This is a genomic window from Rhodococcoides corynebacterioides (assembly GCF_019834675.1).
GTDB classification, from domain to species: Bacteria; Actinomycetota; Actinomycetes; order Mycobacteriales; family Mycobacteriaceae; genus Rhodococcoides; species Rhodococcoides corynebacterioides_A.
This window is the reverse complement of record NZ_JABUBU010000005.1, coordinates 127,872-148,263: the sequence shown is the minus strand read 5'-3', so window position 1 is coordinate 148,263 and position 20,392 is coordinate 127,872. Positions and strand designations below refer to the sequence as shown.

General features: G+C 69.8%; 19 protein-coding genes and 1 tRNA gene. 16 read left to right on the top strand and 4 right to left on the bottom strand.

Going from position 1 to position 20,392, the window contains the following annotated elements:
* Positions 1 to 19 precede the first annotated feature (19 nt).
* Genes ssd through HQ603_RS09425 form a run of 7 tightly spaced genes read left to right on the top strand, consistent with a single transcriptional unit; the run spans position 20 to position 4,574 of the window.
* Complete coding sequence (ssd, locus tag HQ603_RS09455) at positions 20 to 1,114, top strand: septum site-determining protein Ssd (protein WP_371831033.1); 1,095 nt, start codon at positions 20 to 22, stop codon at positions 1,112 to 1,114.
* On the top strand, positions 1,111 to 2,289 hold the full coding sequence (locus HQ603_RS09450) for a TadA family conjugal transfer-associated ATPase (protein ID WP_222684289.1): 1,179 nt from the start codon (positions 1,111 to 1,113) through the stop codon (positions 2,287 to 2,289). Before ssd ends, HQ603_RS09450 begins: the two co-directional genes overlap by 4 nt.
* Positions 2,286 to 3,083, top strand: a complete 798-nt coding sequence (locus HQ603_RS09445; RefSeq protein ID WP_222684288.1) for a type II secretion system F family protein — start codon at positions 2,286 to 2,288, stop codon at positions 3,081 to 3,083. Before HQ603_RS09450 ends, HQ603_RS09445 begins: the two co-directional genes overlap by 4 nt.
* Positions 3,080 to 3,646 (top strand): type II secretion system F family protein, encoded by a 567-nt coding sequence (locus HQ603_RS09440; protein WP_222684287.1) that lies wholly within the window; start codon positions 3,080 to 3,082, stop codon positions 3,644 to 3,646. Before HQ603_RS09445 ends, HQ603_RS09440 begins: the two co-directional genes overlap by 4 nt.
* Before the next feature lie 57 nt (positions 3,647 to 3,703).
* A complete protein-coding gene (locus HQ603_RS09435) occupies positions 3,704 to 3,901 on the top strand; it encodes a DUF4244 domain-containing protein (protein ID WP_222684286.1) in 198 nt (65 codons plus the stop codon).
* A gap of 17 nt (positions 3,902 to 3,918) precedes the next feature.
* Positions 3,919 to 4,230: a TadE family type IV pilus minor pilin gene (locus HQ603_RS09430; RefSeq protein ID WP_308126436.1), complete on the top strand. Its 312-nt coding sequence runs from the start codon at positions 3,919 to 3,921 to the stop codon at positions 4,228 to 4,230.
* On the top strand, positions 4,227 to 4,574 hold the full coding sequence (locus HQ603_RS09425; RefSeq protein ID WP_222684285.1) for an Rv3654c family TadE-like protein: 348 nt from the start codon (positions 4,227 to 4,229) through the stop codon (positions 4,572 to 4,574). Before HQ603_RS09430 ends, HQ603_RS09425 begins: the two co-directional genes overlap by 4 nt.
* Before the next feature lie 51 nt (positions 4,575 to 4,625).
* On the opposite strand, the gene HQ603_RS09420 is transcribed toward HQ603_RS09425, so the two are convergent.
* A complete protein-coding gene (locus HQ603_RS09420; protein WP_222684284.1) occupies positions 4,626 to 5,240 on the bottom strand; it encodes a DUF998 domain-containing protein in 615 nt (204 codons plus the stop codon).
* 93 nt (positions 5,241 to 5,333) lie between these two features.
* Between HQ603_RS09420 and HQ603_RS09415 the strand changes: the two genes are divergently transcribed.
* Positions 5,334 to 6,671 carry a cytochrome P450 gene (locus HQ603_RS09415; protein ID WP_222684283.1) on the top strand — a complete coding sequence of 446 codons (1,338 nt, stop codon included), beginning with the start codon at positions 5,334 to 5,336 and terminating at the stop codon, positions 6,669 to 6,671.
* Here HQ603_RS09415 and HQ603_RS09410 read toward each other — a convergent pair.
* Positions 6,668 to 9,004, bottom strand: a complete 2,337-nt coding sequence (locus HQ603_RS09410) for a DEAD/DEAH box helicase (protein ID WP_308126435.1) — start codon at positions 9,002 to 9,004, stop codon at positions 6,668 to 6,670. The genes HQ603_RS09415 and HQ603_RS09410 overlap by 4 nt on opposite strands.
* A gap of 298 nt (positions 9,005 to 9,302) precedes the next feature.
* Here HQ603_RS09410 and HQ603_RS09405 point away from each other — a divergent pair, with 298 nt between their 5' ends.
* The 6 genes from HQ603_RS09405 to HQ603_RS09380 all read left to right on the top strand — a co-directional run bounded on the left by HQ603_RS09405 (position 9,303) and on the right by HQ603_RS09380 (position 15,683).
* A complete protein-coding gene (locus HQ603_RS09405) occupies positions 9,303 to 9,506 on the top strand; it encodes a cold-shock protein (RefSeq protein ID WP_005248460.1) in 204 nt (67 codons plus the stop codon).
* A gap of 127 nt (positions 9,507 to 9,633) precedes the next feature.
* A complete protein-coding gene (locus HQ603_RS09400; RefSeq protein ID WP_222684282.1) occupies positions 9,634 to 10,212 on the top strand; it encodes a hypothetical protein in 579 nt (192 codons plus the stop codon).
* A gap of 153 nt (positions 10,213 to 10,365) precedes the next feature.
* Entirely contained in the window at positions 10,366 to 13,362 is a 2,997-nt protein-coding gene (gene topA / locus HQ603_RS09395; RefSeq protein ID WP_308126434.1) for a type I DNA topoisomerase, read from the top strand.
* A 33-nt stretch (positions 13,363 to 13,395) separates the two neighbouring features.
* Positions 13,396 to 14,346: a DUF808 domain-containing protein gene (locus HQ603_RS09390; protein WP_222684280.1), complete on the top strand. Its 951-nt coding sequence runs from the start codon at positions 13,396 to 13,398 to the stop codon at positions 14,344 to 14,346.
* A 10-nt stretch (positions 14,347 to 14,356) separates the two neighbouring features.
* A complete protein-coding gene (locus tag HQ603_RS09385) occupies positions 14,357 to 15,544 on the top strand; it encodes a DNA polymerase III subunit delta' (RefSeq protein WP_222684279.1) in 1,188 nt (395 codons plus the stop codon).
* Between the two features lie 63 nt (positions 15,545 to 15,607).
* Positions 15,608 to 15,683, top strand: a tRNA-Thr gene (locus tag HQ603_RS09380).
* Positions 15,684 to 15,858: 175 nt separating this feature from the next.
* Here HQ603_RS09380 and HQ603_RS09375 read toward each other — a convergent pair.
* Positions 15,859 to 17,115, bottom strand: a complete 1,257-nt coding sequence (locus HQ603_RS09375) for a tyrosine-type recombinase/integrase (RefSeq protein WP_222684278.1) — start codon at positions 17,113 to 17,115, stop codon at positions 15,859 to 15,861.
* A 95-nt stretch (positions 17,116 to 17,210) separates the two neighbouring features.
* Positions 17,211 to 17,702, bottom strand: coding sequence for an XRE family transcriptional regulator (locus tag HQ603_RS09370; protein ID WP_261773607.1), 492 nt, complete (start codon positions 17,700 to 17,702; stop codon positions 17,211 to 17,213).
* A 271-nt stretch (positions 17,703 to 17,973) separates the two neighbouring features.
* Here HQ603_RS09370 and HQ603_RS09365 point away from each other — a divergent pair, with 271 nt between their 5' ends.
* A complete protein-coding gene (locus HQ603_RS09365; RefSeq protein WP_214503907.1) occupies positions 17,974 to 18,171 on the top strand; it encodes an excisionase family DNA-binding protein in 198 nt (65 codons plus the stop codon).
* Positions 18,172 to 19,065: 894 nt separating this feature from the next.
* Positions 19,066 to 19,866, top strand: a complete 801-nt coding sequence (locus HQ603_RS09360) for a ParA family protein (RefSeq protein WP_222684276.1) — start codon at positions 19,066 to 19,068, stop codon at positions 19,864 to 19,866.
* Positions 19,867 to 20,392: the final 526 nt, after the last annotated feature.

The following is a 20,392-nucleotide window of genomic DNA, read 5'->3' as shown; positions in this document are numbered from 1 at the left end:
ACCCCGCACCATCGGCGGTGTGACCTCGCCCCGACCCACCCCGCCGGCCGACCCCGCCGTGACCGTCGTCGTCGACGACCGCGCTGTGACCGTCGTCGTCGACGACCCCGCCCTGTCCGATCGTGTCCGACGCGTGGTCGCCGCCGCCGGCCGAGCGGTCGACCTGCAGACGTCGGTGCCCGATCGCGCCCGCTGGCTCGCCGCGGACGTCGTCGTGCTGTCGGAGTCCGCCGCCGCCGAGGCGGTCCGGCGGCGCGCCCCGAGTCGACCGGGCGTCGTCGTCGTGACGGCCGGGGACGCGACCATGACGGCCTGGCAGAGCGCAGCTTCGCTCGGGACCCCGCACGTGCTCGATCTGCCGGCGCGGGAGGCGGACCTCATGGCGCTGGTCGCGGCGTCGCCCGCGACTGAGGACGACGGCGCGGTGGTGACCGTGGTCGGGGGCTGCGGCGGCGCCGGCGCGTCGGTGTTCGCCACGGCTCTCGCCCTGACGTCGGCGCGCTCGGTGCCGACGATTCTGGTGGACGCGGACCCGGTGGGTGGTGGACTCGATCTCGCTGCGGGCGTGGACGATCGGCCGGGTCTGCGCTGGCCGGATCTGGTGGTGGGCGGCCGCGTGGACTCCCACGCCCTGCACGACGCGTTGCCGTCGCGGAACCGCCTGGCGGTGCTGTCGACGGCACGTTCGGGGTCGGCCGAGGTGGACCCGGCCGCCGTCACCGCGGTGCTGGCCTCCGGCCGTCGCGGCGGCGAGCTCGTCGTGTGCGACGCGCCCCGTGCTCCCGGTCCGCAGCAGCACGCCGCCGTCGACGCCGCGGATCTGGTGGTGGTCGTCGTGCCCGCGACGGTGCGGGCATCGTGGGCGGCGCGGGCCGTCGTCGCGACCGTGGCGAGCCGGGCGGCGAACGTCGGTCTGGTGGTGCGCGGTCCCGCCCCCGGCGGGCTTCGCGCGGACGACGTCGAGCGCACCGCCGGCGCTCCCGTGCTGGCGAGCATGCGGCCCGAGCGGCGTCTGGCCGCCGCGCTGGACCACGGTGGACTCGACCTGCGGGCACGGTCGCCGCTCGCGTCGGCCGCCGCGGCAGTGCTCGCCGTCCTGGGGACGACGTCGTGACGGGCTGGGTGACCGGTGACCTGTTGACCCGCGTGCGGGACCGGCTCACCACGGCCGGCTCGGAGCCGACCCCGGCGGCCATCGCCGACGCCGTGCGCGCGGAGGCGGGCGGAGTCGTCGGCGACGCGGAACTCCTGCGTGTGCTGCACGTCCTCGACACCGAGTTCCGTGGGGCGGGCGTGCTCGACGGCCTGCTGCGCGAACCCGGGGTGACGGACGTCCTCGTCTCCGGCCCCGACGAGGTCTGGGTGGACCGCGGCCGCGGGCTGGAGCGGGCGTCGGTGCGGTTCGACGACGACGCGGCCGTGCGTCGGCTCGCCGGGCGGTTGGCCGTGGCCGCCGGACGCCGGCTCGACGACGCCCAGCCGTGGGTGGACGGGCGCCTGCCGGGGGTCGACGCGGCGTCGTTCGGGGTGCGGCTGCACGCCGTGCTCGCGCCGGTGGCCCGGGGCGGGACGTGTCTGTCGCTCCGCGTCCTGCGGCCCGCGTCGCAGGGGCTGTCCGCCCTCGCCGCGGCCGGGACCTTCGCGCCCGAGGCCGAGAATCTGGTGCGGCGCATCGTGTCCCGGCGCGTTGCCTTCCTCGTGGTGGGCGGCACCGGAACCGGGAAGACCACGTTGCTCGCCGCCCTGCTCGGCGCCGTGGACGCCGCCGAGCGCATCGTCTGCGTCGAGGACGCGGCCGAGCTCGCCCCGGCGCATCCGCACGTGGTCACCCTCGTCGCCCGGCCGGCCAACGTCGAGGGTGTGGGCGAGGTGACGGTGCGTGACCTCGTGCGTCAGGCGCTGCGGATGCGGCCGGACCGGATCGTGGTGGGCGAGGTCCGCGGGCCGGAGGTGGTCGACCTGTTGACGGCTCTCAACACCGGGCACGACGGCGGCGCTGGGACGGTGCACGCCAACTCGCCCGAGGAGGTGCCCGCGCGTCTCGAGGCCCTGGCCGCGCTCGGCGGTCTGTCCCGAGCAGCCCTGCACAGCCAGCTCGCGGCCGCGGTGCACGTGGTGCTGCACACCGCCCGGCTGAGCGACGGCCGCCGGGTTCTCGCCTCCATCGGCGTCGTGACGCCCGGCGACGACGGTGTCTGCCGGGTGGTGCCGGCGTGGTCGCGGGAGGTTCCGCGCGGTCCGGGTCACGACCGTCTGCACCACGTCCTGTCCCTCCGAGGCCCGCGATGAGCCTGATCGGTCTGGCCGCCGCGATCCTCCTGTGGCCGCGGCCGGACGCGCGTCGTCGCGTCGGGGGACGGCCGCGCCGGGCCGTCCGCATCGAGCAGGGCCCGATGGTGGCGGCTGCTGCCGTCCTGGTCGTGCTGCTCGTCGCGGCGACGCTCGGCCCGTTCCCGGCGGTGGCGGCGACCGTCGCGATCGCCACCGCGGTGGGGCGACGTCGGGCGGCGGCGCGTCGCCGGGCGGACCTCGCGGTCGCCGGAGCGCTGGCCGGCGGGATGGACACGATGGTGGCGGAACTCGCCGTGGGCATCGACCCGGCGCAGGCGTGTCGCTCGGTCGCGCGTGACCACCCGGGTGAGGTGGGAAGCCGGTTCGCCTCGGCGGCAGCACGATCCGAGCTCGGCGGATCGCTGTCGGCGGGGCTGCTCGCGGCGGGGGCGCCGTCGGCCGACGCCTCCGGCACGCGGGCGGAATGGGCGCGCGCGGCCTCGGCGTGGGCGATCTGCGAGCGGCACGGTCTCGCGCCCGCCGTCGTTCTGCGCGCCGTGCGGGACGACCTCGACTCGCGGGTGCGCTTCGTTCGCCGCACCGAGGCGTCGTCCGCCGGGGCGCGAGCGACCGCCACCGTGCTGTCGGGGCTGCCGTTGCTCGGGATCGCGCTGGGGCACGCGATGGGGGCGGCGCCGCTGGCCGTGCTCACCGGCGACGGCGCGGGCGGGGTGCTCGGGATCGTCGGCGTCGGGCTGGTGTGCGCCGGGTTGCTGTGGACGGATCGCATCGTCGCCGGGGTGGCGTCGTGACCTGGGCGGCGGTGCTGCTCGCGCTCGGGCTGGTCGTCGTCCCCGCTCGCCCGGTGCAGCGGCGCGGTTCGGCGCCGTCCGCGACGTCGACCCCGGCCGAGGCCGCGGCGTGCGATCCGCATGCGATCGCCGGGATTCTCGATCTGCTGGCCGCCTGCGTGCGGGGCGGCGCCACGGTGACGGCGGCGGCGCATGCGGTCGCCGCGGTCGCCCCCGAGCCGGTGGCGTCGTCGCTGACCCGCGCGGGCGCGCTGCTCGCGCTGGGCGCCGACCCGGACGCGGCGTGGGCTCCGCTGGCCGAGCATCCGGCCACGGAATCCGTCGCGCGCGTGCTGCGTCGGTCGGCACGCTCGGGGACCTCGGTGGCGGACGCGCTGACGGACGCCGCTGCGGCGCAACGCAGCCGGGCCGAGGACGAGGCCGTCGCTCGGGCGGATCGGGCAGGGGTGTTGATCACCGGTCCGCTGGGGTTGTGCTTCCTGCCCGCCTTCGTCTGCCTGGGCATCGTGCCCGTGGTCGTCGGCCTGGCCGGATCGGTGCTGCAGAACGGCGGTGTGCCGTGAGCGGGCCGCAGAAACGTCGTCGGAGACTGGCTCCGGCGAATCACGAAGGGGGAGAACATGTCCGTACTGCAGAAGGTGCAGAACCGGCTGATGGAGGTCCTGGCGGAGGACGACGGGATGTCGACGGCGGAGTACGCCATCGGCACCATCGCCGCGGCGGCGTTCGGGGCGGTGCTCTACACGGTGGTGACGGGCGATTCCATCGTCGCCGCGCTCACCGGGATCATCGACCGGGCGTTGCAGACCGCGGTCTGACCGGGGATGCGGGAGCGGTGACCGTCGAGGCGGCACTGGCCATCGCGTCGATCGTGGCGGTGGTGGTGCTGTGCGTGGGGGCTCTGACGACGATCACCGATCACATCCGCTGCGTCGACGCCGCACGGGAGGGGGCACGGCTGAGCGCGCTGGGGGATCCCGACGCCGTCGGCGCCGCCCGTCGGGTTGCGCCGGACGCCGCCGCGGTGACGGTGGCGCGGGACGGGGACTGGGTGACGGTGCGGGTCGAGGCGTCGTCGCCGCTGCCCGGGGTGGAGGTGGGCGCCGAGGCCGTCGCGGCCGTCGAGCCCGAGGCGGACCCGCGGTGACGGAGGGGGATCGCGGGTCCGCGTCGGTGGTGGGGGCGTTCGTGGTGCTGGCGCTGGTGGTGGTGACCGCGATGGTGGTGGCGGTCGGGGCGGCGGTGTCGGCGCGGCACCGCGTGCAGGCAGCGGCCGACCTCGCCGCGCTGGCCGGGGCCGCGGCTCTGGTCGAGGGGGACGCGGCGGGGTGCGTGGCGGCGCGGGCGGTGGGCGATCGCATGGCAGCGGAACTGGTCGAGTGCGTGCCCGACGGCTGGGACCTCGAGGTGCGACTGCGCGCGGAGGTGCGGTTGGGCCGGTTCGGGGTGCGGGAGGTGGTCGGGGTCGCGCGGGCGGGGCCGGTGGAGTGAGTGCCGGAGGCCGGTCGGGAGTCAGCGGGAAGGCCGGAGGCCGGTCGGGGGTCAGCGGGAAGGCCGGAGGCCGGGTCGCAGGCCACGCAGCAGCAACACCCCCATGCCGATGGTCCAGACGTTGAGGCTGTCCAGCGCCACCCGCTCGGACAGCCCGGCCCCGAGCCCCCATGTGCCGGGGGTGAGGAAGGCGGCGCCGCCGATCACCGCGGCGGCGGTGCAGGCGACGGTCAGGGCTCGTGCTCGCCGGTCCCGCCCGACGACCCCCGCGCACAGGGTGACCATGCCCGCGACCTGCAGTGCCCAGTGCGTCTGCGCGGCGAGGTTGTGGGCGGCGGGGCTGACGTCCATCGGCAGGAACCCGACGGCGCTGGTGCACAGTCCGGACACCGCGACGAGGACCCATCCGGCGCGGTCCCGCCCGCTGGTCTGCGGGACCAGGACGGCCGCTCCGGCGGCGGTGAGGGCGCCGACCGCGACGAAGGTGGCGTTCATAAGGGCGTGGTCGGGGGAGCAGTACTCCGTGCACGTCGTGGCGCCGAGCGCGCTGATGACGTCACCGCGCCAGCTGTACGGAGTGGGCCAGGACCGGGACACCAGAAGCTGGGCCGGCCAGTAGAGGACGGTGGCCACCCAGAGAGCGGCGACGGTGCGGCGGAGACCCATGGCCTGGACGGTAGACAGCCCTTCCGGAACTGCGCATAGTGAGGGGCAGGGATCGTGCGACGGGGACGCGCGACGAGACGACGGGGGCGGATCATGGGACGTGGCGGAGGACTGGTCGAGAGCGCGCGAGCGAGGGTGCGGTGGGCCGCGGTGCACGGGGTGGTGCGGTTCTTCGCGCAGCGGGGGATCAAGCTGGGTGACCCGCAGGCCAAGCTGATCGCCGATCCGGCCACGCGCGCCGACCCGGGCGTGGTCTACCAGGAGATTCGTGAGCGCGGCCCATTGGTCAAGGGTCGGGTGGCCTACCTGACCGTCGACCACGGCCTGATCTTCGACCTCCTGCGATCCGACGACTTTCGCACCGTCGTCGTGGGTGGCAACCTGCCGGGGCCGCTGAAGGTGATCGAGCGGCACACCCGCTCCGGTGCGCTGCACCCGCTGGCGCCGCCGTCGCTGCTGTCGGTCGAGCCGCCGTCGCACACCCGGTACCGCAAGCTCGTGTCGTCGGTCTTCACGGCGCGAGCGGTCAACACGATGCGGGACGACGTCCAGCGCGTCGCGGACACCCTGCTCGACGAGTTGGTGGCGAGTGGAGCCACCACCGTGGACATCGTGCCCGCGTACTGCGCCAAACTGCCGGTCGCCGTCATCAGCGACATCCTCGGGGTGCCGGAGAGCGAGCAGAAGCGGGTACTCGAGTTCGGCGAGTTGGCCGCACCGAGCCTCGACGTGGGTCTGACCTGGCCGCAGTTCCGCGAGGTCGAGACAGGTCTACAGGGCTTCGACGCGTGGCTGTCCGACCACATCGCCGAGCTGCGGAAGAACCCCGGCGACGATCTGATGAGCCAGCTCATCTCGGCATCCGAGGACGGCGTCTTCCTGAACGACCGCGAGCTCCGGGCGACGGCCGGTCTGGTGCTCGCCGCCGGGTTCGAGACCACGGTCAATCTGCTCGGCAGCGGCATCGACCTCCTGGTCCGCCACCCCGATCAGCTGGCGCGGTTGCAGAACGATCCGTCGCTGTGGAGCACCGCGGTTGACGAGATGCTGCGCCTGGAGTCCCCGGTGCAGATGACCGCGCGGGTCGCGCGCAAGGACCTCGAACTGGCCGGCAAGCACCTCGAACCGGGGAGTCTCGTGGTGTGCGTGCTCGCGGGCGGCAACCGCGATCCGAAGGTGTTCGAGAACCCCGATCGCTTCGACGTGGGCCGCGCGAACGCGGGCAAGCACCTGTCGTTCTCCGGTGGTCGACACTTCTGCCTCGGCGCGGCGCTGGCGCGGGCGGAGAGCGAGGTGGCGCTGCGCACCCTGTTCGACCGGTTCCCGCACCTCACCACCGTCGGCACCGGTACCCGGCGCGACACCCGTGTGCTGCACGGCTATTCGTCGCTGCCCGTCTCGCTCGGCGAGCCCGCGACGGTGGACGCCTAGGTTCCGATCTCGGCGAGGACGGCGTCGAGCACGCGGACGGCGCCGTCCTTGTCCAGGGGATCGTTGCCGTTGCCGCACTTGGGCGACTGCACGCACGACGGGCAGCCGGACTGGCATTCGCAGGAGGCGATGGCCTCCCGCGTCGCCGCCAGCCAGGTTCCGAGCACCGCGTGCCCGCGGTCGGCGAACCCGGCGCCGCCGTCGTACCCGTCGTAGACGAAGACCGTCGGCAGCCCGGTGTCGCCGTGCAGCGCCGTGGACACACCGCCGATGTCCCACCGGTCGCAGGTCGCGACCAGCGGGAGCAGGCCGATGGCCGCGTGCTCGGCCGCGTGCAGAGAACCCGGCACGCGTTCCGGCCCGATTCCCGCACGCGCCAACAATTCCGGGGTGATCGTGTACATCACCGCGCGGGTGTGCAGGGTCTGCACGGGCATGTCGAGTTCGATCGAGTCGAGGATCTCCCCGGACGGCAGTCGCCGCAGGTAGCCGACCACCTGGTGGCTGACCTGCACGCGGGTGAGCGCGACGTCGACCTCGCCGTGCCGACGATGCTCGAGGTAGTCCTCGACGAGGATCTCGGTGACCTCGCGTGCCGACGTCGTCCAGTCCGGTTCCTCCGGATGCACGACGGCGACGTGGTCGTCGAAGTCGAGCGTGTCGACGACGAACGACTCGCCCTGGTGGATGTGGACCGCTCCGGGATGCGCGGTGGCGGGGGCGCGGCCGGCGTCGACAGTGCCGAGCATGCGGCCGGTGGTGCCGTCGACGATCGCGATCTGCGAGCCGATGCCGCCGCGGATGTCGATCTCGCCGTGCGGCGGGGTGTCGGAGGTGACGTACCACCCGTGCGGTCGGCGTCGGAGGTCTCCGTCCTCGGCCAGGCGGTGGGCGACGTCCTCGGCGTTCCACTCGGCGATCTCGTCGTCGGACAGCGGCAGTTCCGAGGCGGCGCAGAGCAATTGGGGCCCCAACACGTAGGGGTTGGTGGGATCGGTGACGGTGGCCTCGATCGGCTTGTCCAGCAGCGCCGACGGGTGGTGGACCAGATAGGTGTCGAGCGGATCGTCCCGCCCGACCAGCACCACCAGCGATCCCTGACCCCGGCGACCGGAGCGACCGGCCTGCTGCCAGAACGACGCCACGGTACCGGGGAAGCCGGCGACGACGACGGCGTCGAGGCCGGCGATGTCGACGCCCAGTTCCAGCGCGTTGGTGGTCGCGACGCCGAGGAGAGTCCCGTCGGTCAGGGCGCGCTCGAGGGCGCGGCGGTCCTCGGCGAGGTACCCGGCCCGGTAGGCCGCGATGCGCCCCGGGAGGTCCGGGTCGACGTCGGCGAGCAGCCGCGACGTCCCGAGGGCGGTGAGTTCCGCGCCGCGCCGCGATCGGACGAAGGTGAGCGTGCGGGCGCCCTCGACGACGAGGTCGGCCATGATGCGCGCGGCCTCGGACCCGGCGGCGCGGCGCACCGGGGCGCCGTTCTCGCCCGTGACGTCCAGCAGCGGCGGCTCCCACAGCGCGACGGTGCGCGGACCGTGCGGCGACCCGTCCTCGGTGATCTCGACGCAGGGCGCACCGATCAACCGGCTCGCCGCGGCACCGGGCGCCGAGGCGGTGGCGCTGGCCAGGACGAACGTCGGGTTCGCGCCGTACCGGGCGGCGATTCGCCGCAGTCGACGCATCACCAGCGCGACGTGCGAGCCGAAGACGCCCCGGTAGGAATGGCACTCGTCGACCACGACGTAGGCCAGATTGCGGAAGAAGTGCGCCCACCGACGATGGCCCTGCAGCAGCGACAGGTGCAGCATGTCCGGGTTGGTGAAGATCCAGCGGGAATGCGCGCGCGCCCACCGGCGGACCTCGACGGGGGTGTCGCCGTCGTAATCGCTCGGCGCGATGTCGGGCAGACCGGCCTGCGCGAGCGTGTCCGTCATGTCCACCGCCGCGCGGAGCTGATCCGACCCGAGCGCCTTGGTCGGCGCGAGGTAGAGCGCCGTGGCGCGGGGGTTCTCCGACAGCGTGGAGAGAATGGGCATGCGATACCCGAGCGATTTGCCCGACGCGGTCCCGGTGGAGACGACGACGTGTCGGCCGGACTGCGCGAGCGTCGCCGCGTCGGCTTGGTGGGACCACGGTGCGGGAATGCCGCAGTCGACGAACGTGCGCACGATGCGGGGGTCCAGCCAGTCGGGCCAGGACGACGTCCGGGCCTCGCGACCGGGGAGTTCGGCCGCGAAGGTGAGCGGCGATTCGTCCGACGGAGTGCCGGCCAGCGCGCGTTCCAGCAGCACACCACCGAAGGAGGTGGCGGGGGTCTCGACGCTGACGCTCACGGGTCCTCTCCTGTGCGGCGGGCTGCCGCTCGAATGGTAGGTCGTGGCCCCGACACGGGGCCGACGCAAGGTTTACGAACTTGTTGCGCGCGACTGTCGCGCACCGACGCGCGACGTGGTTCACTGTTCTCGGTCGCAGCTTCTGTGTTCGTGTTCACGCTCGCAGGATCTATTGTTGCGAGCGCGGTGCGTGAAGCTCCACCCTTTCCGGGGGAATCACTACGGCGGTCGGAACCGGCCCGGTGAACTGTAAGTGCGGTTCACCGCATCCGGTGGTCAAGAAGAAGGATAGACAAGCATGGCACAGGGAACTGTGAAGTGGTTCAACGCCGAAAAGGGCTTCGGCTTCATCGCACCCGAGGACGGCTCCGCTGACGTCTTCGTCCACTACTCCGAGATCCAGGGCAGCGGCTTCCGCACCCTCGAGGAGAACCAGCGCGTGGAGTTCGAGGTCGGCCAGGGCACCAAGGGCCCCCAGGCCACGGGCGTCCGCGCAGTCTGATCCTCGGATCGGATCCACGCACGACACGCGAATCCCCCGTCACCCGTCCAGGGTGGCGGGGGATTCGTCCGTCTGCGGTTTGCTCGTCGTCCCGCGGCCACGGCGTCGGTGACCTACTGTCGCGCAGGTGAGCCAGTTGTCCTTCTTCTCCGCCGAGTCGACGCCGCCCGCGGTGGACGATCTGGCCGGGATGCTGGCTGCCCCGGGGCAGGTGGTGATCGTCGCGGGCGGCGCGCGGGTGTCCGTCGTCGTCGACCGTCCCTGGCGGGCGCAGGCGCTGGCCGACCTGATCGCCGAGTGCGGCATCGCCGCGGAGATCGGGGACACCGACGAGGGCAATCCGCTGGTGCGGTCCGCGCCGGTGCCCGAGTTGCTGCCGCTCGCGCGAGCGTGGACCCGCGGCGCGGTCAAGACCGTTCCGCCCGACTGGGTGCCCGGTCCGCGGGCGTTGCGCGCCTGGGCGCTGGCGTCGGGCCGGTTGTCCGCCGATGGATCGCGGTTCGCGTTCGGCCTGGACCCGCACGCGCCGGACACCCATCCGCTGCTGGTTCAGGCGTTGATGCGGGTCGGCATCGCGCCGACCCTCGCCGGCGCCCGCGGATCCACTCCCGAACTGCGCATCACGGGGCGACGCCGGCTCGGGCGTCTGGTCGACACGGTGGGCGAGGCGCCGCCCGGTGTGGTGGAGTGGCCGACGGCGCAGTGACGTCGGACGTTCGCCGTCACCACGGGATCGGCGTCGAAACGGCGATTCGGTGCACGTGTGTCACTCTGTATGGTGTCGACCTCGAGTGGTTCGAGGTGTCGACCGCAGATGGAAGGGGTCTCGTCCGGCGAGGCCAGGAAGGTTCGGCAGCACGTGGCAGCAGGGGACAAGTCGGCGGGGTCGTCGTCCGGCGGCGTCCGTCGTCTGGTGATCGTCGAGTCGCCCACGAAGGCCAAGAAGATCGCGCCCTACCTGGGCAAGGACTACGTGGTCGAGGCATCCGTGGGTCACATTCGCGACCTCCCGCGCGGTGCCGCGGACGTGCCCGCCAAGTACAAGGGCGAGTCCTGGGCCCGCCTCGGCGTCGACGTCGATCACGACTTCGAGCCCCTCTACGTGGTCAGCCCCGAGAAGAAGGGGAAGGTCAGCGAGCTCAAGTCGCTCCTGAAGGACGCCGACGAGCTCTACCTCGCCACCGACCCCGACCGTGAGGGCGAGGCCATCGCCTGGCACCTCCTCGAGACGCTCAAGCCCAAGGTGCCCGTCCGTCGGATGGTCTTCCACGAGATCACCAAGCCGGCCATCCTGGCCGCGGCCGACGACACCCGCGAACTCGACACCGACCTCGTCGACGCGCAGGAGACCCGCCGCATCCTCGACCGCCTCTACGGGTACGAGGTCTCGCCGGTCCTGTGGAAGAAGGTCATGCCGAAGCTGTCGGCGGGCCGCGTGCAGTCGGTCGCGACGCGCGTCATCGTGCAGCGCGAGCGCGAGCGCATGGCGTTCCGCTCGGCCGAGTACTGGGACATCTCGGCGCAACTCGACGCCGGGGCGGACGCGTCGCCGCGTGCCTTCGGGGCGCGCCTGGTGTCCGTCGACGGCGCCCGCGTGGCGACGGGACGCGACTTCGGTGCCGACGGCAAGCTGAAGTCCGACGGGGTCACGGTGCTCGACGAGGCGCACGCTCGTCGTCTCGCGGAGGCGCTCGACGGCGTGGACCTCGCCGTCGCGTCGGCCGAGTCCAAGCCGTACACCCGCCGTCCGTACCCGCCGTTCATGACGTCGACCCTGCAGCAGGAGGCCGGCCGCAAGCTGCGCATGTCCTCCGAGCGCACCATGCGGATCGCGCAGCGGCTGTACGAGAACGGCTACATCACCTACATGCGTACCGACTCGACGAACCTGTCGGCGTCGGCGATCGACGCGGCGCGTCGGCAGGCCACCGAGCTCTACGGCCCCGAGTACGTCCACGACACCCCGCGTCAGTACACCCGCAAGGTGAAGAACGCGCAGGAAGCGCACGAGGCCATCCGCCCCGCCGGTGACACCTTCGCGACGCCGGGCCAGCTGCACAGCTCGCTCGACACGGACGAGTTCCGGCTCTACGAGCTGATCTGGCAGCGCACCGTCGCGTCGCAGATGTCGGACGCGCGCGGAACCACACTGTCGCTGCGCATCTCGGGAACCGCCGGTACCGGCGAGGACTGCACCTTCAGTGCGTCGGGGCGGACGATCACGTTCCCGGGCTTCCTCAAGGCCTACGTCGAGAGTGTCGACGATCAGGCCGGCGGTCAGTCCGACGACGCCGAATCCCGGTTGCCCGCACTGGAGAAGGGGCAGGCGGTCACGGCCACCGGCCTCGATCCCGACGGGCACACCACCAACCCGCCCGCCCGCTTCACCGAGGCGTCGCTCATCAAGACGCTCGAGGAGCTGGGAATCGGTCGCCCGTCGACGTATTCGTCGATCATCAAGACCATCCTCGACCGTGGGTACGTCTACAAGCGCGGCAGTGCGCTGGTCCCGTCCTGGGTGGCGTTCGCCGTGATCGGGTTGCTGGAGGCGCATTTCGGCCGCCTGGTGGACTTCGACTTCACCGCCGGCATGGAGGACGATCTCGACGCGATCGCCGACGGCCGGGAGCGGCGCGGAAACTGGTTGACCGCGTTCTACTTCGGTGGCGACACCGGTGCCGAGGGATCGGTGGCGCGCTCGGGTGGCCTGAAGAAGATGGTGGGCACCAACCTCGAGGACATCGACGCCCGCGAGATCAACTCCATCCGGCTGTTCGACGACGCCGAGGGACGCGAGATCCACGTGCGCGTGGGCCGGTACGGGCCCTACCTCGAGCGAATGGTGCAGAACCCCGACGATCCCGACGGTGACCCGATCTCCCAGCGCGCCAACCTGCCCGACGATCTGCCGCCGGACGAGCTGACCGTGGAGTACGCCGAGAAGCTGTTCTCGACGCCGCAGGAGGGTCGCAAGCTGGGCGTCGATCCGGCGAGCGGACACGAGATCGTCGCCAAGGAGGGACGTTTCGGTCCGTACGTCACCGAGATCATCCCCGAGGGGCCCGAGCCCGTCCCGGACATCGTTCCGGTGGAACGTGGTTCGGACGGTGGCGGCGGGACCGCCGTGGCCACCAAGGCGAAGGCGCCGGCCAAGAAGGCCGCGAAGAAGGCGGCGGCCGTCAAGCCGCGCACCGGTTCGCTCCTGAAGTCGATGGACCTCGCGACCGTCACGCTCGAGGACGCGCTGAAACTGCTGTCGCTACCGCGCGTGGTGGGTGTCGATCCCGAGTCCAAGGAGGAGATAACCGCCCAGAACGGCCGCTACGGCCCGTACCTCAAGAAGGGCACGGACTCGCGTTCGCTGGCGACCGAGGAGCAGATCTTCACCGTCACGCTCGACGAGGCGCTGAAGATCTACGCCGAGCCGAAGCGTCGTGGACGACAGGGTGCGGCGACGCCGCCGCTGCGCGAACTCGGGGTGGACACGGTGAGCGAGAAGCCGATGGTGATCAAGGACGGTCGCTTCGGCCCGTACGTCACCGACGGCGAGACCAACGCGAGCCTGCGCAAGGGTGACGAGGTCGCCACGATCACGGACGAGCGGGCGATGGAGTTGCTCGCCGATCGTCGTGCGCGCGGTCCGGTGAAGAAGAAGGCCACCAAGAAGGCAGCGACGAAGACCGCGGCCAAGAAGACGGCCACCAAGACCGCGGCGAAGAAGGCTCCGGCGAAGAAGGCGGCCGCGAAGAAGGCGGCCGCCAAGAAGACCACCGCCAAGAAGGTGCCGGCCAAGAAGACCGCCGCGGCGAAGTCCACGGCGGCGAAGTCCACGGCGTCGGAGGCCACGGACGGCTGATCGGCCGACCCGAGTACGGCGTAAGGTCGGCCCATGGCCGGAGGACTGGTTGCCCTGCTCGACGACGTCGCCGCGCTCGCGCGCCTGGCCGCGGCGTCCATCGACGACGTCGGTGCCGCCACCGGCAAGGCCACGGCGAAGGCCGCGGGTGTCGTCATCGACGACACCGCGGTCACTCCCCAGTACGTCCGCGGACTGGCGGCGGAGCGGGAACTGCCGATCGTCAAGCGCATCGCGATCGGCTCGCTGCGCAACAAGCTGATCATCATCCTGCCGATCGCGCTGCTGCTCAGTCAGTTCCTGCCGTGGCTGCTCACGCCGATCCTCATGGTCGGCGGCGCGTACCTGAGTTACGAAGCGGTGCACAAGATCTGGGGTGCGCTCAGCGGTCACGGCGCGCACGACCACGAGGAGGACGGGCCGCGGGACGAGGACACCGTCGTCGCCGGCGCGGTCCGCACCGACCTCATCCTCTCGGCCGAGATCATGGTCATCGCCCTCGACACCATCGCCTCCGAGGGCTTCTGGTCCCGGTTGATCATTCTCGCCGTCGTCGCCGTCGTGATCACCGTGGTGGTCTACGGCGTCGTCGGGCTGATCGTGAAGATGGACGACATCGGTCTTCGTCTCGCCGACACGTCGTCGGGCATCGCGCAGACCGTCGGACGCGGTCTGGTCCGCGGGATGCCGAAGGTCATGAGCGTGCTCTCCGTGGTCGGCACCGCCGCGATGCTGTGGGTCGGCGGCCACATCCTGCTGGTCGGCATCGACGAGCTCGGCTTCCACCCGCTGTACGAGCTGGTGCATCACGCCGAGGAGGCGGTGCACGGCGTCGGCGGGATCGGCGGAGTCCTCGCCTGGATCGTCAACACCCTGTTCTCGGCGCTGCTGGGGCTGATCGTCGGGTCGATCGTGGTGGCCGTCCTGGCCGGTATCGCGCGCCTGCGCGGCCGCCGGTCGGGCACTGTCGGAGCGCAGCACTAGGCTCGCCGTCATGGCGGGAGTGTTCGATCGGCTGGTCGGCCAGCACGAGGTGGTGGCCGAACTGACCGACGCGGCGCACGCTGCCCGTGAGGGTGACATCGGGTCGCGCATGACCCATTCGTGGCTGTTCACCGGACCGCCGGGCTCGGGCCGCTCCATCGCCGCGGTGTGCTTCGCCGCCGCGCTGCAGTGCACCGATCCGGACGTCGTCGGCTGCGGCCGTTGCCACGCCTGCACCACCACCCTGCACGGGACGCACGGCGACGTCCGACGCATCGTGCCGCAGGGACTGTCCATCTCGGTCAAGGAGATGCGCGACGTCGTGCAGATGGCCGCGCGTCGTCCGTCGACCGGGCTGTGGCAGATCGTCGTGATCGAGGACGCGGACCGGCTCGGCGAGCGGGCGTACAACGCTCTGCTGAAAGCGGTCGAGGAACCGCCCGCGCGGACCATCTTCCTGCTGTGCGCGCCGTCGGTGGATCCGGAGGACATCGCCGTCACCATTCGCTCGCGGTGTCGCCACGTCGCGCTGGTCACCCCCAGGCCCGACGACATCGCCCGCGTCCTGCGCGAGAACGACGGGTTGGACGAGAAGACGGCCGCGTGGGCGGCGTCCGTCGGCGGCGGGCACGTCGGCCGGGCGCGGCGATTGGCGACGGACGCCGACGCACGCGACCGGCGCCAGCGGGCCCTGGGTATCGCCAAGGCCGCGCTGCGGCCGGCCACGCAGTACGCCGTCGTCGAGGAACTGGTGAAGGCCGCCGAACTCGACGCGGTCGAGCTCAACTCGGCACGGGACGAGCAGGAGACCGAGGAGCTGCGCACGGCCCTCGGCGCGGGCGGTACCGGCAAGGGTGCGGCGGGTGCGCTGCGGGGCTCGGCGGGTGTGCTCAAGGAGCTCGAGGCGCGGCAGAAGTCGCGCCGGACCCGCACCGGCCGTGACGCGTTGGACCGGGCGCTCATCGACCTCGCGGGGCTGTATCGGGACGCGCTGGCCCAGTCCTTCGGCGCCGAATCCACGCTCACCCACCCCGACATGGTCGATCAGGCGCGCGGGCTGGCGTCGGTGTGCTCGGCGGAGTCGCTGCTGACCTGTATCGAAGCGATCCTCCGGTGCCGGGAGGCGCTCGAGATGAACGTCAAGCCCAAGTTCGCCGTCGACGCGATGGTGGCCACGCTGGGTGCGGCGGCCAGGTAGGGGCCCGTTTTGGTGGTGGCCGGGGCGAGTGGTTAGACTCGTCCCGGCTCCTCGCGGGGCCGCGCCGCCTTAGCTCAGTCGGTAGAGCATTTCACTCGTAATGAAAAGGTCTGGGGTTCGATTCCCCAAGGCGGCTCCATCTACATCCTGTACCTGACCAGCCACGATGCTGGTCAGGTACTTCTGTGTTGGGGACCTCGAGGGCGTCCGGGTGACACAGAATGACACATCCCGAACCGAACTGGTCCTTGCGTACCGCCTTGGCAACTCTGTATGACCTTGGACGAAGCCCTGCGCGAGCGTGACGTGGGTGCTCACTCCTGGGACGGAGGTTGCGGATCCCTGTTCGAGTCGGCTGCAGTCCCGGCTGTCATCATCGTCTGCAGTACGTCGGCGCCGTCCAGCATTGCATCGCCCTGAGCATGGACGTAAGTGCGCATGGTGAACGCGTTGTCGCTGTGCCCCAGCCAGGCTGCGATCACTGCTATCGGAACACCTTGAAGGTGCATCAGAGTTCCGCACGAGTGTCGACAATCATGCAACCTCAGAGGTCGTACCTTTGCGCGGAGGGTGAACCTTTCCCATAGGCCGGAAATGCTGTCCGGGTGGTAGGCGCGGCCCAACTCGTCGCAGACGACGTGGCTGCCCTCCTGGTAGTCGCGACCGGCTGCTGTCGACTCGCCCGCTTGCGTTTCCCTCGCGCTGAGCAGGCTTCTCCGGAGTGCGTCGGTCAAGGGGAGCGTCCGCCGTGAGCTTCGTGATTTGGGTGCTCCGTCCGAGGCTCGACCGTTGACACTGACTCGGTTGTTGGCAATCGTGATCGTGCCCAGCTCGAGATCCACGTCCCGCCACCGGAGCCCGCAGATCTCACCTCGTCGAAGACCGTAGAGCGCCAGCACCCAAGCGTGCCCGACGCGCGAGCTGGACGCGGCCTTCAAGATCAGCACGACTTCGTCCTGGGTGTACGTCTCGCTTTTGTGGTGTTCACGGGGCAATCGGTCGACCAGGGCAGCGACGTCGCGCACCAATCGCCCTTGTTTGACCTCTTGGGTGAGCACCATGGACACGACGTTCAACATGTGGTTCACCGAGATGGCTTTCCACGGCTTCCGGCGGCCAGCGCTCTTCGGCATCGAACCGGAGAGAAGGTCACGAACGAGCGTGTCGAGATGCTGTTTGGTCAGTTTCTGTATAGGGGTGTCCCCGTGTACGAGCCGGATGGGCTTGAGAGCTTGCGTGTAGGAGACGAGAGTCGTTGGCTTCAGATTGTGTCGACCGGAAAGGTAAGCCGAGCAGGCTTCGTCGACCGTTACGGTGGACGGCGCGACGTACATGGGGTCGTTGCGGTCATCGAAAGCACGATTGAGCGCGGCGCGCGCTTCCCTCTCGGTGGCGAATCGTCGTCGACTTTGCGAACGACGGGGTGGAGTAAGGGTTCCATCCGAGGACGCGTACGTGGCTGCGGGGTTGGGCGTATCAACGCGAACCTCGTACCGGATCACCGTTGCACCAGTGCGCTTGTCGCGGACTGAGATCTTCTTGATCTGCGGTGGCAGTTGCTGCCTAGCCACGACGATGGACCGGTCTCGGAGATGGCGGGTTCTCACCGACTCGCGCCAGCGGGAACGTCGGCGCCCGGTTCCCGGCGATCCGAAGTAACGACAAGTCAGACACGGGGATCGCCCTCCCTGACGTCCATGCCGAGCTCAGTCATCTGCCTGACCAGCTTTTCAGCGCGATCTCGTGCGTCGTCGTACAGATCTTCCAAAGTGCTGATCTGTTCCCGCGGTTCCTCGGATGCGAGAGCTCGCGTGATCTGCGATTGCGCCCCCCTCATCGAGGCGATTGCCCTGAGCCACTGTCGCGTAACGGTGATGCGGTCGATCTCCGGCGCCAGCTCTTCCCGAGTCCAAACCTTTGCAGACTCGCCGGTTCCGGTTTCCCAATCACCCGACGAGGCGAACAGGCCGGTCTCGCCGGCAAACCATCGCACCGCGTCGTGGGACTCGTGCGGTCGCCCGGGCAGGACGTCCACAGATCCGCGCGGGAGTTCGGGAAACAGCAGTTGCACGGGGGAAATTCGCAGCGCGGCCGCCAACACAATGAGGTCGGCAACGTCGAGACCGCGACGCCGACCTGTCTCCAAGTCGGATATCACGGCGCGCGAGATCGGGTGGCCCAGCTCCGCCGTACGGTCTGAGAGTGCCTGCCCTGACAGGGGCGGAGAGGAGGCGGTTCGCGCACGGCGTACCTCTCTCCCCACCCTATCGACCAGCTGTTGGGTCCACTCCTGCGTCATGCATACGCATCTTACTGGACAAAACACCACGTATTGCGGTGAATCCACGAGCAGGCTATGTTGCGGTGGAACCACTCGAGACCAACCGTAAGAGCGGGAAGCCGGTGGTGATTCACGACAGGAGGATGTGATGAGCAGGCAGCTCTTCTCGGTGCAGGAAGGCATGTCCCGCACCGGGCTCGGTCGATCCAGCTTCTTCAACAAGATCGCGTCTGGCGAGATCCGGAGCGTCAAGGTCGGCAAGCGCCGCCTGATACCGGACACGGCCATTGACGAGTACATCGAACGCCTGGAGTCTCAGAGCGCTGGCGGTGCGGGCGTTGCCTGAGCGGCGCTGACGTCGGCCCCTGTCGAAACGAAGGTGCCCTCGGCTGAACCCGGTGTGTCGAGCACCGGAGCCGAGGGCACTAGGCCTACCACCTGCAAGGAAGAAGGCTTCAGAAGAATACTTTAGATCAGCGAGCGATTTCCATCAAGGCATTTGTTGCCATTCCTGGAATAGCCCCTCCGAGGCGGTGACTCGTCCCGCTACCACTCACTCACAGCCGATCGACGTGCCCGCATCAGCACAGGACATGATGCAGGCATTTCGGCGGCGCGTCGTTTTCAGGCAGAGCCCGACGATAACCAGCCTGCCGCCGTTGACTGTGCACCCTTTAGCGATCCTCGTCGACCGGCCGCGAGGCACCACTTCCGCGAACTGATCATTCACGGGGTGGCGATACCGATCAGCCACGCGTCGTCACGACGCGGGGCCAGAGGGCGTGGAGCGGACAACGTGGGTGCGGACGATGGGGTTCACCCCTGGGGGGTCCGGGTGAAGCAGTACGAAGTTCGACGCAGTAGACGGGACCAACCTTGATGTTCACAATTTCGATCCTCGGTGCTCGCGGAACGCGCAGCAGTTCCAGCTTAAGACCGACTTCGGTGTGGGTTCGATGACCTCCCACGAATTATCAGCATTGCTGTGTTGGAGGTGTTCGCAGCATTGACTGCTGTTCCCGCAACGTTGGCATTTCGGGTAATTAGTCCCGTGCGGGTAACGCATCCCAATCGGTACCTACCGGTATCGGGCGTGGCTGGGATGGCGTGTATGGATTGCGATGCTGCCCAGACATCCAATGCAGCCATCCCTTGCCAAAACTCCTTCACCCGTATTGCAGGTATCACGCGTAAGGCAACCCAGCGCCGAAGAATCATTCACCAGTGAGAGGACACACGCATGTCACACAACGTGATTGCTTTCTGTAATCAGAAGGGTGGAGTAGGTAAGACGACAACCACCTTTCACATCGTCGATGCCGCCCGCCGCGCCGGCCACCGAGTTCTGGCGCTCGACATGGACCCGCAAGGGAACCTGAGCACTGTGCTCAGCTCCGGTGGGTCATCCCCTGGCGACGCGGTAATGGCGGATGCACTGTCAGGCAGGTCGGCCGCAACCCTTGCGGACGTGGTGGCACCGTCCATCTGGGGCGGCGTCGATCTAGTCGCCACCGATCCAAACTCGGAATCCCTTGCTTTCGTACGGGACGAGTTGATCTTGGGTGGCGCTGGACGCGAGCGACGGCTCCGCGATGCGCTCGAGCTGATAGCTCCGAGCTACGAGCTGGTGGTCATCGACTGCCCGCCAAGCTTGGACCTGTTGACGATCAACGCGCTGGTCGCGGCCCGGCAAGCCCTCGTGGTGAGTCAGTCAGCACTCTTCTCTGCAAACGGACTGGCGCGGCTACGACGAACCATCGACGTGGTTCGCCGCAGCTACAACCCGACGTTGGAGCTGATGGGCGCGATCATCAACCTCCACGAACGCAACACCATTGCTGGTCGCGAGCAGCTGGCGGAAATCGCTGATTGCATCACGATCATCGGAGACCCTGTTCCTAAGCGAGTGGTATTGAAGGACTCCGCTGAGGCGCAGACCAGTCTCCTCGACTGGGGTACGACGGATGCCCGCAATTTAGCCAGCATCTACCGCCGTACGTCGGGACTGCTCATGGAGGGAGTCGGCTATGGCACGCCCTGAACGCCTGAAAAGTGCCCTGGGCAATTCGAGCCCCCTCGATCCATTGCCCGAGCCAGTAGCAAATTTAGAGGCGAGTGCACCGAAGCCGTCAGCGACGGACAGGCCTACCAAGACCAAAAGGACCTTCTACTTCTACGTCGAGACCAGTGAACGATTGCTGAACGCGGCCGAAGCGTTGATGGCCACACCCGGGGCACCTCGGGGCCCGTCCGACCTCGCCGCAGAGGCGGTGGAGCGATACATCGACTACCTGGAGTTGACCCACAACGAAGGACGGCCCTTTCCGCAACGGAGTGGGCCGCTGCAGAGGGGGCCACGCATCCGGTAGTTCGGCGCGACACGACAGGAGCGGCCCCGATAATTTCACTTAACGCGCCGTAAGCCGCGAAATGCCAGCTCAACACAGTTTCGGCACGCTACCGTGTCAGATGCGGGGTCTAGGCTGCGGATGTGAACTTCCGACTGCACGAAACGGTCCCGATGACCCCTCCTGTGACCGCTCCGGGACTCTCAGACCGTGCGTCGG